Annotated in this window: 12 protein-coding genes; 4 read left to right on the top strand and 8 right to left on the bottom strand. The window is 34.6% G+C overall.

Going from position 1 to position 16,146, the window contains the following annotated elements:
* Nucleotides 1–1,503, top strand: a 1,503-nt coding sequence (locus ACNQF8_RS14745; RefSeq protein ID WP_417983535.1) for an MBG domain-containing protein, incomplete at its 5' end; no start/stop codon positions are given.
* Nucleotides 1,504–1,920: 417 nt separating this feature from the next.
* Here ACNQF8_RS14745 and ACNQF8_RS14740 read toward each other — a convergent pair.
* From ACNQF8_RS14740 to ACNQF8_RS14725, 4 genes are all read right to left on the bottom strand, one after another.
* Nucleotides 1,921–3,237, bottom strand: coding sequence for an ammonium transporter (locus ACNQF8_RS14740; RefSeq protein WP_282713598.1), 1,317 nt, complete (start codon nt 3,235–3,237; stop codon nt 1,921–1,923).
* A 335-nt stretch (nt 3,238–3,572) separates the two neighbouring features.
* Nucleotides 3,573–3,950, bottom strand: a complete 378-nt coding sequence (locus ACNQF8_RS14735; protein WP_417951296.1) for a PH domain-containing protein — start codon at nt 3,948–3,950, stop codon at nt 3,573–3,575.
* A 9-nt stretch (nt 3,951–3,959) separates the two neighbouring features.
* The gene (locus ACNQF8_RS14730) at nt 3,960–5,267 is read right to left on the bottom strand and encodes an amidohydrolase family protein (RefSeq protein ID WP_417951297.1); all 1,308 of its coding nucleotides are present in this window, start codon (nt 5,265–5,267) and stop codon (nt 3,960–3,962) included.
* 71 nt (nt 5,268–5,338) lie between these two features.
* Nucleotides 5,339–8,335, bottom strand: a complete 2,997-nt coding sequence (locus tag ACNQF8_RS14725; protein ID WP_417953790.1) for an amidohydrolase family protein — start codon at nt 8,333–8,335, stop codon at nt 5,339–5,341.
* Between the two features lie 232 nt (nt 8,336–8,567).
* Between ACNQF8_RS14725 and ACNQF8_RS14720 the strand changes: the two genes are divergently transcribed.
* Together ACNQF8_RS14720 and ACNQF8_RS14715 are read left to right on the top strand one after the other, a co-directional pair.
* Nucleotides 8,568–10,103 (top strand): YifB family Mg chelatase-like AAA ATPase, encoded by a 1,536-nt coding sequence (locus ACNQF8_RS14720; protein WP_417953791.1) that lies wholly within the window; start codon nt 8,568–8,570, stop codon nt 10,101–10,103.
* 315 nt (nt 10,104–10,418) lie between these two features.
* Nucleotides 10,419–11,117 (top strand): pseudouridine synthase, encoded by a 699-nt coding sequence (locus ACNQF8_RS14715; protein WP_417951332.1) that lies wholly within the window; start codon nt 10,419–10,421, stop codon nt 11,115–11,117.
* A 282-nt stretch (nt 11,118–11,399) separates the two neighbouring features.
* On the opposite strand, the gene ACNQF8_RS14710 is transcribed toward ACNQF8_RS14715, so the two are convergent.
* Nucleotides 11,400–11,978, bottom strand: a complete 579-nt coding sequence (locus ACNQF8_RS14710) for a hypothetical protein (protein ID WP_417951333.1) — start codon at nt 11,976–11,978, stop codon at nt 11,400–11,402.
* Nucleotides 11,979–12,156: 178 nt separating this feature from the next.
* On the opposite strand from ACNQF8_RS14710, the gene ACNQF8_RS14705 reads away from it, so the two are divergent.
* On the top strand, nt 12,157–12,978 hold the full coding sequence (locus ACNQF8_RS14705; protein WP_417953792.1) for a winged helix-turn-helix domain-containing protein: 822 nt from the start codon (nt 12,157–12,159) through the stop codon (nt 12,976–12,978).
* A gap of 491 nt (nt 12,979–13,469) precedes the next feature.
* Here the strand turns inward: ACNQF8_RS14705 and ACNQF8_RS14700 are convergent, their stop codons facing one another.
* From ACNQF8_RS14700 to ACNQF8_RS14690, 3 genes are all read right to left on the bottom strand, one after another.
* Nucleotides 13,470–13,868 carry a hypothetical protein gene (locus ACNQF8_RS14700; protein ID WP_417953793.1) on the bottom strand — a complete coding sequence of 133 codons (399 nt, stop codon included), beginning with the start codon at nt 13,866–13,868 and terminating at the stop codon, nt 13,470–13,472.
* 305 nt (nt 13,869–14,173) lie between these two features.
* Nucleotides 14,174–15,463 (bottom strand): DEAD/DEAH box helicase, encoded by a 1,290-nt coding sequence (locus ACNQF8_RS14695; protein WP_315211388.1) that lies wholly within the window; start codon nt 15,461–15,463, stop codon nt 14,174–14,176.
* A gap of 205 nt (nt 15,464–15,668) precedes the next feature.
* The gene (locus ACNQF8_RS14690) at nt 15,669–16,043 is read right to left on the bottom strand and encodes a hypothetical protein (protein ID WP_315211386.1); all 375 of its coding nucleotides are present in this window, start codon (nt 16,041–16,043) and stop codon (nt 15,669–15,671) included.
* Nucleotides 16,044–16,146: the final 103 nt, after the last annotated feature.

Below are 16,146 nucleotides of genomic sequence, written 5' to 3'. Positions count from 1 at the left end.
AAAGCCGCAACAACAACGGTTGTAACTATCACTGGCGCTCCGTTTACTTATACTGGATCGGCTATTGAGCCAGCTACCGTTAGTGTTACAGGCGCAGGTGGTTTGAGTTTAACCCCAACAGCAGTTTACGCAGACAACACCAATGCAGGAACAGCCACGGCAAGTTATACATATGCAGAAACTGCGAACTATTTATCAAGTTCAGACAGCGAGGATTTCACTATCGGTAAAGCTCAACTAACCGCAACAGCAGATTATAAAACAAAATACTGCGGTCAGGCTAATCCAGCATTAACCTTCCAATACAGCGGATGGGTTAACGGCGTTGAGACAATTGATACACCACCGATAATAGCTACAACAGTAAATGCAACAACAAGTGCAGGAATCTATACTGGTTCTATTATGCTATCAGGAGGTTTAGATAATAATTACAGTTTTAGTTTTGTAGCTGGAACACTTACTGTTTATGGTGTTTCTATTGATGCAAGCGCCAGTAGTGCTCCAGTAGCATTAGGTTCTGTAGCAACTTTAAGCGCAACTGTTACATCAACAGTATCTGGAAATCTTTCTGGTATACCAGTAATATTTACGCTTGATAATGGGAATGGTACACCTATAACTTATCCTGCGGTATCAACAGACAGTAATGGCTTAGCAACATATTCCGTTAGCGGTTTGTCTGTTGAAGTATATAAGATCATGGTTGTAGCAGGTTCGGGTTGTGCTTCATCAACTGCTTATCTTGCAGTTTACGATCCAAATGGTGGATTTGTAACAGGTGGGGGATGGATTAATTCTCCTTTGGGAGCTTATACAGCTAACCCAGCTCTTACAGGAAAAGCTAATTTTGGTTTCAATGCCAAATACAAAAAAGGAAGTACACAAGTTGATGGAAATACTGAGTTTCAATTTCAAACAGGAAATCTAAACTTCTCTAGTAGCAGTCACGATGCCATGTCATTAGTAATTGCAGGTGCACAAGCTATTTATAAAGGAAAAGGAACTATAAATGGAATTTCCGGCTTTAGTTTTATGGTATCTGCCATAGATGGTAATAAAAAATCACCAATTGTTCCAGATAAATTTAGAATAAAAATTTGGAATACGTTAAATGGTGTAATTGTATATGATAATCAAATTGGTGCGGCTGATAATGCCGATGCAATAACATCACTTGGTGGAGGTTCTATAGTAATACATGAAGTTAAGAAAAATGGAACTGCAAAAGCCGTAATTGTTGAGGAAACCCCAGAAATTGAGCCTTTCGCTATAACGGCATATCCAAATCCTTCTGCGCAATATTTTGTGATTGAAATAAAAGGCGGTACTACTGAAAAAACAGAAGTGATTGTATATGATATATTAGGAAGAATGGTAAAACATATTCAAAATAGTGATAGCAAAGAAATCAAGTTTGGTGAAGAGCTTTCATCAGGTTCGTATATTGCGATTATCAATCAGGGTACTCAACAAAAAACAGTGAGACTGATAAAACAATAATGCTCCTTTTAATTACAGAGTTTAAATTAACTCCATTTCAATATTAATTGGGATGGAGTTTTTTTTTATATTCTAATTAATGTTTTTAGAGTTTTAGTTTTTTTGAAAAAGGAAATTTATAATATTTAATGGATATGTGTAAGTTTTCAATGAAATGATTTCAATTCAATTTCCATTGAAGTAATTAGAACATTGAAAGCCTAAATGAATTAGTTTGTATCTACTGTTTGGAATGCACAGATTTATTAATGTAAAATAAGAATGTGTTTCGTTTTATTAGAAAACCATACATGTCTTATGGTAAAATAAAGTTTAAAGATGGGAGAGAAATTAAATATGTTTCTTAGATTTTAAGCAAAAAAAAAAACACTCTGAATACTCAGAGTGTTTTTCAATTTAATATATAAAAAAACCGATTTATAGAAACTCACCGTGTTGAGAAATATCTAAACCTAATTCTTCTTTTTCTTCACTTACTCTTAGTGGAGTTATTTTGTTTACAATAAAGAAAAGGAAATAAGACGCTGAAAATGCGAATACTGAAACTATAACTAAAGCAGTTAATTGGTTTAAAAATAATGTAGCATCACCAAATATAAGTCCTTGATTATCTCCTACCACTGAGTTAACAGTTTTAGAAGCAAACACGCCTGTTAATAACATACCAACCATACCACCAACACCGTGACAAGCAAATACATCTAAAGCATCATCAATTTTACCTTTAGGGAATTTACTAACGACTAGATTACTCACAATACTTGCAAATATACCGATGAACATTGCATGAGGGATAGTTACAAAACCTGCAGCAGGTGTAATAGCAACTAAACCTACAACAGCACCTATACAAGCTCCCATTGCAGAAAGTTTGTGTCCAAGAATTTTATCAAGAAATACCCAAGCCATTCCAGCAGCAGCAGCAGCTACAGTTGTTGTACCTAATGCTTGTACAGCTAAACCATTAGATCCTAATGCTGAACCTGCATTGAAACCAAACCATCCAAACCATAATAAACCAGTACCTAACAATACGTAAGTAATACGTGCAGGATTAACTTTTTGTATTTTTCTTTTTCCTAAGAAAATTGCTCCAGCTAATGCAGCCCATCCAGCGCTCATGTGAACTACTGTTCCTCCAGCGAAATCTAATACTCCCATTTTAAAGAAAATACCATCTGGATGCCAAGTCATGTGTGCTAATGGAGCATAAACAAGTAATATGAATAATACCATAAATAATAGGTAAGCCCAGAAACGAATTCTTTCTGCGAAAGCTCCTGTTATTAAGGCAGGTGTAATGATTGCAAATTTTGCTTGAAATAAAGCAAACAACATGAAAGGTATTGTTGGAGCAAGACTCCAAGCGGTATTTGTATTAACACCTTGAAAAAACAAATTAGGTAACGGATTACCAATTATTCCTCCTATTGTAGGACCAAATGATAAACCAAAGGCGACAACGACCCATAAAACAGTAACAATTATCATAGCCATAAAACTTTGAAGCATAGTACTGATAACATTCTTTTTTCCTACCATTCCCCCGTAGAAAAAACCAAGTCCTGGCGTCATTATTAATACAAGTGCAGTTGCAACAATCATCCAAGCTGTGTCGCCGGTATCAAATTTTACAGCTTCTGTTGGAGCAGGGCTGTCAATTATGAAATAATTTGAACAAAGGGTTAATACCAAAATCGTGATTAATATCACACTTAAAATAATTTTTCGCATTGTTTTTTAGTTTTAAATTTCGATAAAAATATAAAAATCATCAATAAGCCCCTTTAAAAATATGAGTTAATGTTTTATTTTTGTCATTTTTCTAATCTAGACCCTATTTCATTATGGGTATATTATAATTTAAAGTTAAAATTTGCAATTTGTTAAAGTAAGGTTAAGAGAAATTGTCTTTTTAGCAGATAGTGTAACAATTATTTCAAGAATTAATAGGTCTATATTCTCAGAGTTCTATTTTTTATACTAAAGGTTAAACATAGTTAAAAAAAAATGCACCAATTGAAATGAATACAATTGGCGCAATTTTTATAGTTAATGAATAATGTTCTTTATTTTAAAAGATGTTGACTTAAAATTTTATACACTTCATTAATGTTATTACCTCCTTTACCAAATTGTTTGACAATTGGGGTGTTATCATTATTTAACCAAATTTTTAATTCGGCATCCAAATCTAATATTCCTGCACTTTCTTTAGAGAATTTCTTAATACTGGAATAGGGTATTGACATATAATCAACTTTGCTTCCAACCAATTGTTTTTCGACTAAAATCAGCCTTTTGTTGGTAAAAATAAACATATCACGAATAAGCTTATACGCTTTTTCAATTCTTTCTCCATCAATTAAGATTGGCTCAAATTCTTTCGAAACATTTTCAATGTTTACTTCAGATGCATTGCCTAAGATGGCATTAAATAGTCCCATTATATTAATTTATTTTTGATTGTATTTTGTTTTATATCTTTCGTTCAGCTTGGTTTGATGCGTTTCCAGACTAATCATTCTCCCTTGTATAAAGGCATTAGTTAATTTATTAGTTCTCATATCTAAAGCATCACCTTCAGAAATGAATAATGTAGCATCTTTTCCCTGCTCTAAGGTACCGCATTGCGCATCAATTCCCAATATTTTTGCAGTATTTGATGTTATTAATTGTAAAGCTTGCTCTTTGTCTAGACCATAAGCAGCACATGTTCCAGCTAAAAACGGTAAATTTCTAGTGTTCATTCTTTCATGGGCACCGCTGTTTTCTAAGCCTACCACAACGCCTTTATCCGTCAATAATTTAGCTGATTTGTATGGTAAATCGATATCATGATCATCATTTTCTGGCATTTCATGAACTCGTTTAAGCAATACTCCAATATTGTTTTTTTGCAATAATTCAGCTGTTTTGTAAGCTTCGTATCCGCCAACAATTACCATCTTTTTTACTCCACTTTCTTTTGCAAATTGTACCGCATCGATAATTTGTTTTTCTTCATCGGCATGAATAAATAACGTTTGGTTTCCATCAAATAATCCTTTTGTAGATTCTAAAACCAAATTTCGATCTTTTGAACTATCACCTAAATATGCTTTGGCATTAGCTAAAAAAGCAGACAGTTCTAAAACTTGTTTTGCATAATCCTTATTGGTTTCAATACCTCCTGGTTCAAAACGGGAACCTAATCTTCTAAAACTAGTAGGAAAGTTAACATGAATTCCATCATTTTCTTTTATTAGTGCATCTTTCCAGTTCCAAGCATCCAATTGAACAATTGATGAAGAACCAGATATAGTTCCCCCACGTGGCGTGATTTGAGCCATCAAAATACCGTTAGGTCTTACAGTTTCTATTACTTTAGAGTCAGCTGTATAGGCAATAATACTCCTTACATTAGGATTCATAGTCCCAATCTCATCTTCATCATCTGATGATTTTACGGCGTCAATTTCAACTAAACCCAGTGTTGAATTTGGTGCAATAAATCCAGGATAAACATGTTTTCCTGCGGCATCAATAGTTATGTTATAGGCGCCTTCTGCAAGACGAATCACTCTTGCATCTGCTACTAAATTAATTTTTCCGTCAACGAATCCTATAGCACTGTTCTCGATTATTTCGCCATTTCCTAAATGTGCCGTGGCATTAAGAATCAAAACAGATTTAGATTGCTTAGCGGCTGGTGTTTGTTGTGCTCTTGCAAGTATTGAGATGCTACAGACCAACACTAAAAGATATATTTTTTTACTAATCATATTTATATGTTTTTAAAAATTGCTTTGCTTTTTTTGTAAAAGCTCGGTTTTTTGAAATTCAAATCATTCGGCTATTCTTCCATTGTATCACAGTGGTATTCTTTTTTCTCTGTTTTTTTAGCCTCTTGAGTGATCATTCCTTTGTTTTTTTCTTGTAATAATTGACCAATCAACTCATTTCGTTCTTTAGCAATAGCTACTCTTTGTTCTTCATCTTTTTGAGCATCATAATAGACCACGCCTTCAATTAATGTTTTTTCAGCTTTTGCATAAATAGATAACGGATTGGCATTCCACAATACAATATCTGCATCTTTACCCACTTTTATACTTCCTACTTTATCATCGATATGTAATAATTTAGCAGGATTCAGGGTTACAAATTTCCATGCATCTTCTTCTGAAATATTACCATATTTTACTGCTTTTGCTGCTTCTTGATTCAATCTTCTTGACATTTCGGCATCATCGGAGTTGTAGGCTACCACAAGTCCTGCATTGTGCATAATAGGTCCGTTGAAAGGGATTGCATCATTTACTTCAAATTTATAAGCCCACCAATCTGAGAACGTTGAGGCTCCAACACCGTGTTCTTTCATTTTATCGGCAACTTTATATCCTTCAAGAATGTGGGTATACGTATTCACTTTAAAATTAAATTTCTCCGCTACATTCATCAACATCAAAATTTCAGATTGTACATAAGAGTGACAAGTAATGAAACGCTTTTTATTTAATATTTCGGCTAATGTTTGTAGTTCCAAATCTACTCTTGGCGCATTTCCTTTTGCTTTTTTACCACTAGCATTGTAGGCTTTCCAAGCCATATCATATTCTTTGGCACGTTGGAAATAATCCGTGAAAACTTGTTCCACACCCATCCTTGTTTGAGGAAAACGAGTAGGATTAGTAATTCCCCAGTTGGCTTGTTTTACATTTTCTCCCAAAGCAAACTTGATAAAACCAGGTTGGTCTTTGTAAAGCATTTCATCTGCTGAAGCACCCCATTTCCATTTTACAATCGCTGAACGTCCACCAATTGGATTTGCTGAACCATGTAATAATTGCGAAATGGTAACACCACCGGCTAAATCTCTGTAGATATTAATGTCCTCTGAATTTACTACATCTTCAATGGTTACTTCGGCACTGGAATTGTGTCCGCCTTCATTTACACCATTAGAAATAGCAATATGAGAATGTTCATCAATAATCCCGCTGGTTAAATGTTTGCCTTTGGCATCAATAATTGTTGCTGAAGCATCAGAAATATTTTTTCCAATTGAAGCAATTTTTCCGTTTTTGACCAATACATCGGTTTCTACTAAAATACCGTCTTTTTCATTGGTCCAAACGGTAGCATTCTTGAATAAAAGGGTTTGTATAGTTGGTTTTTTTAAATTACCATAAGCAACATTAGGAAATGTTATAGGCATAATTGCATTGTTCTTTTCGATTTTTGAGGAATCGATAGCTTTTACAAAAGGGGATGTTTTTACTGCTGACCATTTCACTTCATTACCATTGAATAAAACTGCTTTTCCGGAAAGAGTCTGATTGTCTTCAACGTATCCAATTAATCTTGTGAAACTGGTTTTAGTAGAATCGATAGGTTTGATTACCGTTGAAATCCAGTTATTGGTAAACGTAAGTTTTGATTTTATTTTTTTATTATCAACTGTTGTCACCTCAGATTTTGGTGCAGCAACTTCGCCATCAATCTTCCATTTGTATTTTTCAGCGTTAATGGTTAAATCATAATTACCACGAATATCTTTAATTGTAATGTCGTTAATAACAAATTTGTTCCCTTGAACCCAGTTTTCGTATAGTGTTGTTTTTTCATTGAAAATCTCACCGGATGCAATAATAAAATTGGCTAGACTTCCTGTTTTCAAACTTCCTATTTCATTGCTTTTTCCTAAAATTGAAGCGGGGATAGTAGTCAAAGCTTCTAATGCTTTCGTTTTATCAAATCCGTATTTAATGGCTCTTAATAGATTAGGTCTAAAATCTTCCATCTTCTTTAACTTGTCAGTCGTCAAAGCGAAAACAATTCCATTATCGGATAAAACTTTAAGATTGGTTGGTGCTTGATTCCAAAAACGCAAATCTTTCAATTCCATTTGGTTCGCTTGATTTGGGTCAGAAACATCATACGCTTCAGGGAAATTGATTGGAATAATAAATTTCGAATTTGTTTTTTTGATTTCCTCAATGCGTTCAAATTCACTTCCGTTACCTTTCAATATATAATTTAACCCAAATTCCTTGGCTATTTTGGAAGCTCTTAAACTGTTTAATTTATCTTCAGAAGCAAATATTTGAACTAGTTTTTCATTATTTGACAAGGCTTCTAAGGATAAATCTTTGGTTGTCGCATTTCCTTTTTTGTACCAATCCAAATCTAAATACATCTGACGAAGTAATGCCATCATTCCCATCAATGAACTTGGATAGGCTTGATTGGTTGTGGCACTTTTAGTAAAAGCAAAATGATTGGTTACTTTATCGAATAATAATTGGTTGCTTGTATCAAAATTATTCAAAGCAATCAACGTTCCTGATCCGCGAGCAATTCCGTCTTGGACGTGAGTTCCTACGATACCAAATCCTGCTTTTAATAATTCTTCGGCTTTAGGTTGGTCGTATTTAAAGCTTTCATATCCATTTACTTCTGAGCGAATACTTTCATTCCAGTAATGTCCTGTTTTTTTGGTGTCATATAAAGGATTTCTTTCAGTACTGCTAATTCCTTTTGGTTTTTCGATTCCAAAATTAGTGTACATATCAATAAATGAAGGATAAATTGATTTTCCTTCTAAGTTAATTGTCATGCAGTTTTTAGGAATGGAAATGTTATTTCCCGCACCAATAACTTTTCCGTTTTGAATTAATAAAGTCCCTTTTTCAATAATTTGTGTTGGTGTAACATAAATTTTTGCATTGATAAAAGCGGTAAAATTGGTGTTTTTGTTTTGAACACTTTCATTATTGGGAAAGTATTCTTGTGCATAGGTTTTTGGTAATAAAACACTGAAATACAGTAGAAGTAAGATTTTTTTCATAGGATAGTTTCTAATTATTCTCTAAAAGTAAAAAAAGGAATATGTTAAGCATTATTTTTTTTTGATTTTAACATTTGTTTTTTGAAGAAAAAAAACAAAATGAGCGACTCTATCATATTATTCTAATTATTTTGACATAAATTTTTACTATTCTGTATTGTTTTTTAAATTTTGTAGGAATAATTACAATAATTAAAAATGTTTAGCTAATTTTAGAATCAAATAAGTAAACATGCTAGTTAAAGTTTTTGGAAGTGCTGTTTTTGGAGTGGAAGCCACTACAATTACCGTAGAGGTAAATATTGATAAAGGGATTGGTTATCATTTAGTTGGCTTGCCAGACAATGCTATAAAAGAAAGCAGTTACCGAATTGCGGCAGCGCTTAAAAATAATGGGTACGCCATGCCCGGAAAAAAAATCACCATCAATATGGCTCCCGCTGATTTGCGCAAAGAAGGCTCTGCGTATGACTTGACTTTAACTATCGGAATTTTGGTGGCATCTGGACAAATCAATGCCGAGGACGTTGATAAATACATCATTATGGGAGAACTTTCCCTTGATGGCAGCCTTCAACCGATACGTGGTGCTTTGCCAATTGCGATCAAAGCCAAAGAAGAAGGTTTTAAAGGTTTTTTTCTTCCAAAGCAAAATGTGAAAGAAGCCGCAATTGTGGCTGGATTAGACGTGTATGGAGTTGAAAATGTTCAGGAAGTGATTGATTTTCTTGAAGGAAAAGGAACGCTGGAACCAACAACAATTGACACGAGAGCCGAATTTTATAAAACATTAGACTTTCCTGAATTCGATTTCTCGGATGTCAAAGGACAGGAAAGCATCAAGCGTTGCATGGAAATTGCGGCTGCCGGAGGACATAATATTATCTTGATTGGCCCGCCAGGAGCCGGAAAAACAATGTTAGCCAAGCGTTTACCCAGTATTTTGCCGCCCATGACGTTGCGCGAAGCATTAGAAACCACTAAAATTCATAGTGTTGCAGGAAAACTAAAGGAAGTAGGTTTGATGAATCAACGTCCGTTTCGTAGTCCGCACCATACTATTTCAAATGTCGCATTAGTTGGCGGGGGAAGTTATCCGCAACCGGGTGAAATTTCTATGGCGCATAATGGTGTTTTGTTTCTGGATGAATTGCCAGAATTCAAACGTGATGTTCTCGAAGTGATGCGTCAACCACTTGAAGATAGAGAAGTGACGATTTCTAGAGCTAAATTTACGGTTACTTATCCATCCTCGTTTATGTTGGTTGCGAGTATGAATCCAAGTCCGAGTGGTTTCTTTAACGATCCAGATTCGCCACAAACTTCATCGCCACACGAAATGCAACGGTATTTAAGTAAAATCTCGGGACCTTTATTAGATAGAATTGATATTCATATAGAAGTGACACCCGTTCCTTTCGACAAATTATCCGAAGATCAAAAAGCAGAAAGCAGTGTTGATATTCGGAAAAGAGTGACTGCAGCACGAGAAATTCAAACCGAACGCTTTGAACAAATGGAAAATATCCATTACAATGCCCAAATGAATACCAAACACATTCGGGAATATTGCGCTTTGGACGATGTTTCCAAGCAATTATTAAAAACGGCGATGGAACGATTGAATCTATGGGCTCGGGCCTATGACAGGATTTTAAAAGTAGCACGCACGATCGCTAACCTTGATGCCGCTCCAATAGTAGTTTCGAGTCATATTGCCGAAGCGATTCAGTATAGAAGTTTGGATCGAGATGGTTGGTTGGGCTAGTGGCTAATTATATTATCCTGCAAGGTTTTCAAAACCTTGTAGGTATATTTGACATATTTAGAATACCTACAAGGTCAAAAATAGACCTTGCAGGAATGAGAAGGACAATTTCGCTTTAATTATAATGGACACGGATTACAAATCCGCGCTTTTGGGTTTGGGTTAAAATTGATTTCAGATTTTTGATTAACGATTTTTGATGTTTAACAGCTGCGAAATTGTGAATACGCTCGCGCTCGCTAGGAAAAAAGAAAAGTATAGAAATAAATAAGTCAAAAAAGAGATTTCGAGAGAAATCTCTTTTATTTTTGCCAAATGTTAGAAATTCTGTACCAAGACGAATATATTATTGCAATTAATAAACCAAGTGGATTGTTAGTCCACAAATCATTTTATGCGCGCGACGCAAAAGTGTTTGCTATTCAAGAATTGAGAAATCAAATAGGAGGGCAACACGTTTATCCTATTCATCGGTTAGATCGCAAAACATCTGGTGTCTTGTTATTTGCGTTGGACAAGGATGTTTTAAAAATTATGAATGATCGTTTTGCCACACGCGAAGTCGAAAAAAAGTATTTAGCCATTTTACGTGGTTGGTCACCCGAAGAACTAACGATTGATTATGATTTAACCAATGATGATGGTATTATACAAAATGCAATAACCTATTTTCATCGGTTGCAAACTACCGAAATTGAGTTAGAATTTAACAATAAACCTACGTCACGGTATTGTCTGGTAGAAGCGATTCCTGAAACGGGACGTATGCATCAATTACGAAAACATTTCAAACATATTTTTCATCCTATTTTAGGAAGTCGTCCACATGGTTGTAACAAACAAAATAAATTATGGTTAGAGAATTTTGAACTGAAAGGAATGATGCTTCATGCGCATCAGTTAATTTTTAACCATCCCATAACAAATGAACTACTTATCTTGAATGCAAAGATTAATGAAGAGTTTAGCAGAGTAGGCACTATTCTTAATCTAGATTTGAATACGTATGAATAGAATACCGATACCATTCATTACTATATTTTAGTCCAATATTTTTTTGTCACATCGAGCGCAGTCGAGATGTATAGAGGGTTCTCGACTGCGCTCGAACTGACAAATGGTATTAATTTATAAAAAGTATTGGTGTAATTTGTAATGTAATGCTTTACATTATTGTTGTATTTGGAAACAATAGTTTTCAGTATAAAGAGGAGCAGATTTCAGATTTTTAATTTCAAATGGTAATCACATCGTTCCACAAAGTCGAGGACTTTTCGGAGCGGGTAGCCCTAATTCTCAGCAACCATTATTTTTGCTAAAGTCACGTTTAAAAAGTATCTTATTATTTCGCGCAATATAGTCGCCCGATATAATCAAATATGGATGATTAGAGGAATACCCTGCGCTGCGGCTTCTTACAATTATTTTGTCGTTAACTTTCAGGTTATTTAACTGCTGAAAATCTTTAGGAATAAATTGCATCATGTATTCTTCGCCATTAATCTTGACTATAATCCATTTTGGTCCTGATGATTTCGCACTTGCACGCTGAAAAGTAAGTGACGTTATCACGGCTTCCATATTGTTGAAAGCCTTTATGTTCTTCTTTATTTTATAGTAACTGGCATGCACTTTTTTACCTTCAGGAGAAACCTCCCATTCTTTGTACTTTATACCGTCTGGTGAAGCTTCCCATTTTTTGCGTTCATCTAAGTTGGCTTTACTGTTAGCAACGGACAACTGCTTTTGAGATGTCTTAGTTTCATTTTTAATTTCACGATTAGCACCCGAGCCGAAGGCGAACGGAGCGAAGCTAAATACTAGTCCGATTATCACAACCAGCGGTAAGATCAGCACGTAGATGATTTTTTTCATTTTATCATATCTTTTAAATTGATTTCACGAATTTACATTGATATTTTACGATTTGATAGATTGGGATTGTAAATAAAAATGTAAACTTTGTAAATAAATACTTTACACAATGCATCTTAGTCGAAATTTCCTTTCTGGAAGACGTAAATATCTGTTTGGGTTATTGGCACTCCTATTTATGGCTGTAATCTTTATGGCTTTCAGTAAGGATGATAGTGACGATTTTGATATTGCCAGAAGGGAAGTTTTACTCCGCAGAATCGGACATGAAATACTCTTACAGTCCGGCGACAGTACATCAAGAGTTCTTCCAGTAAAAAAGATAGCTGAAAATGAATATCAAATCAGTTTTGAGAATGAGCTTACTTTTCAAACCGACTCCCTGGTGAATACAACTCAGCGTTTGTTAGCCAAAGATCCATTTGCAAATGATTATGTTGTTAACGTACTTAACTGTGGCAACTCCAGTGTAGCTTATGGATATGCTGTATCCAAAAATAAAAAAGATGATATTGTAGCGTGTATAGGAAGAAGGCAACCCGTCGCCTGTTACATGATTAACATTAAATTTAAACCGAATAGCATAACTACAGCAACGAATAAATATTTTTTGGGTGCCTTGTCACTTTTAGCATTTGTTGACTTTGTTTTTTTGAGGTCGGTTAAGCCAAAGAGCGACTTACCAAAAGATGACCATAACCAGCTATTCACTTTTGGTTCGGTCGTATTTGATGCGCAAAAACGGGAACTGCTTATAAATAAAGAAACTATAGATTTGACTGGAACAGAAACGCGTTTGCTGCTCATTTTCGCATTATCTCCTAACGAGACTATAGAGAGAAGCCGATTGCAAAAAGAGCTATGGGAAGATGAAGGTGTTATTGTTGGACGTAGTCTGGATATGTTCATTTCAAAACTTAGAAAAAAACTAGAACTTGATCCGAATAGTAACATTGTTGTAATACGCAACAAAGGATACAAGCTTGAATTTAGTTCTTAAGCAAATCTTCGCGCTCCTAACTGTGATTTTAACCGATTTTATTTTTCAAATGTTTGAATTTTAAGGTCAGTCGGAGACTGAAAAACACATACTCAAAGTCGGAGACTTTGCGTAGCGGGGAAAACAGAGGTGTATTAAAGTCAGAGATTTTATTGCGTATTATTTTTAATAACAAATTCTAAAATTACGCAAAGGCAGAGACATTTGCGCAGCATTAACGAGAAATTTATTTTTTATAAGAACACTTTGCGGAGCTGGTAAAACGCTTTTAACGGGGTTGATATAATCTATTTTGCAAAGTCTTAAAATTGCCATATTTTAGTTATCCACGTTACAAACGCTATAATTTGTCTCCTAATCTAACTAAGTATTCGTTACAAACGAGCACTAGATAAAGTGGACAAACGAGTGCGAGTGGAAAAAAAAACATCCGAAACGAAAAAGCAGCAATGGGAATTAGCCTACTGTGGACAAATGTGCATTTGCATAATTTATCGATGAGTCTTCAAATAAAAAATCTTAAATGGTGAGTTTACAGAAGATCTTCGCAATTCTAATTCTTCTGTCATAGAACCTTTTTTATATTTAATTCTAAACGTAAGATTAACAATATTTCCATCAGTACTATTTCTAGCTTTTAAAGTTTTCTTGCTGACGAACATGCCGTAGTCTTCATTTTTCAATTTCATATGTTCCGAGAACTTATAGAGCATAGCGAAATAAGCGGTGTCAAAAAACGGAATCATTTTATCAACCTCGATATGACTAGCATAGAAAGAAATTACAAAATCATCTACTTTTGAAGATAATGTTTGTTGCGATTCATTTTTAAGGTCTTGCGACAACATTGCCACTGGAAGAAGTAAGTATAGAAATAGTAATTTTCTCATATATTATCGAATATTTTTAGAGCGTCACTTGGATATTTGCCACTAGTATAGATGTATGAGACCAGCCATACTTTATTTATCTCAAATATAACAATTTTTTCTTACAAATCACCTAGCTATTATAGATTCAAAGGATGAATTTGCAAAATGGTATTATGAAAGTAAGAGCGCTCTAAATAGCCCCGATAGAAATGAAAAACCTAGTAAGAGCTGGTGTTCAGCTCTTACTAGGTTTGTAATGTATAGCGGGAAATACGTTCTAAAAAAACGAACTCGTTCTGCTCCTAAAAAAGAATAAAAATTAATTATCTGTTAGAGCGTCGGTCATTATTTTGACTTGGACGTCTTGGACCAAAACTGTTATTGCTGCTTCGGTTTGTAGTATCTGTTTTTGGTTTTCTCGGAGTTGAATCGCGTTGTTGTCTTCCTTGCCCTTGTTTGATTGGTTCTTTGGAAGCGTTAGGATCTGGCTCGAAACCTTTGATGTTTTCTTTAGGTAAATTCAAACCCACTAATTTTTCTATATCACGTAAAAAGACCGTTTCGTCCGGACTGAATAACGAAATAGCTTCTCCGCTTGCTCCGGCTCTTCCTGTTCTACCAATGCGGTGAACGTAATCTTCAGGAATGTTAGGCAATTCAAAATTGACAACATGCGGTAATAACGGGATGTCCAGACCTCGTGCGGCAATATCAGTTGCAACTAAAGCGGTTAGGCTTCCGTCTTTGAAACCCGCTAAGGCTTTGGTACGGGCGCCCTGACCTTTATTCCCATGAATGGCAGCTGCTTTGATTCCGGCACTAATCATGCTTTCCGTCAGTTTATTGGCACCTTGTTTGGTACGGGTGAAAACCAAAATTTGCTTCCAGTTTCCTTCCGTAATCAATTTAATAATCAGTTCTGTTTTTTTCTCTTTGGCAACAGGATATACTTTTTGGATAATAGCATCCACTGTCGTGTTTTCCGGGGTTGCCTCCACATGAACGGGTTGGTGCAAAATGCCCATGGCCAATTTCTTGATGTCTTTTGAAAAAGTTGCTGAAAACAGTAAGTTTTGTCTTTTAGTAGGTAATACTTTCAAGATTCGTTCTATATCTCGCAAAAAACCCATGTCCAGCATGCGGTCTGCTTCGTCTAAAACTAGGATTTCGACTTTGGCAAGTGATATTAAACCTTGGTTTTGCAAATCGATTAATCGACCTGGAGTGGCTACTAAAATATCGATTCCCTGACGCAGTTGAGTTACTTGTGGATTTTGGTTTACGCCACCAAAAATTACGGTACTTTTTAGGTCTAAAAATTCACTGTATTCTTTGATATTGGCCAATATTTGTGCGGCTAATTCTCTTGTTGGAGTCAATATTAAGGCACGAATAGGTCTTTGTCGCAATTGTTGACCCTGTGATAATATTTGTAAAATAGGTAGTGTAAAACCGGCTGTTTTTCCTGTTCCTGTTTGTGCAGATGCTAAAACATCTTTACCTTCTAATATTGGGGGAATCGCTTTTTGTTGTATTGGAGATGGGGTTGTATACCCTTTTTTGCTGATGGCTTTAAGTAAAGCATCAGATAAGCCTAATGAATTAAATGACATAAATGGTGTTTATGAAGCAAACACAATTATTTAGTTTACTTCTTTAAGTGGGAGCAAAGGTACTGCTAATTTTTTCTATCTGGTTTTTATTGTTTCACTTTGTTTGAATATAACTTTATTTTTAGAATTAATTTGCAAGAAATCAAGTCTGTGTTTGTGTAAATTTAAGTACCGTAATTAATAGTTAGATTTATATAATTTAGTATTACTGAACGAAATATTTATTGATAAAGGCATGTCGTTGATTTACATTCATTTTATCAGTTTCTTTTATTTCAACCTTCAATTTATAAAAACGTTCATCTTCACTTAGCGTATCAAAAAAATCAATTTTGGCTTCAGACGGGCCAAACAGTATTATTTTATCATAGTTTATTATTGCGTTTCCAATTTGATTGTAGTATTTATACTTTCTTTTAATATCACTGTTTGTTGTTTCTTTTCTATATGGATTTCTTTTTTTTTCGTCCACTGTAAAGTCGCATGCTATTATTTGTATTTCAAAAGGCTTAGTTTTAAATTCCATTAAATAAGCAACAGAATGATCCATCCATATTGCTATTTGATTCGTGTTTTCCATTTTTTATTTGTTTATTTTATATAAACTTACTTATTAAAAAGTGGTCTAATAATCATTTTAGATAGATGGAATTTTAATTAAGTTAAATGTAAAAAATGTCTCG

Source organism: Flavobacterium labens, from assembly GCF_048286755.1.
GTDB lineage: Bacteria > Bacteroidota > Bacteroidia > Flavobacteriales > Flavobacteriaceae > Flavobacterium.
Note: the sequence above shows the minus strand (reverse complement) of the source record. Positions and strands in the feature narration are given on the sequence as shown.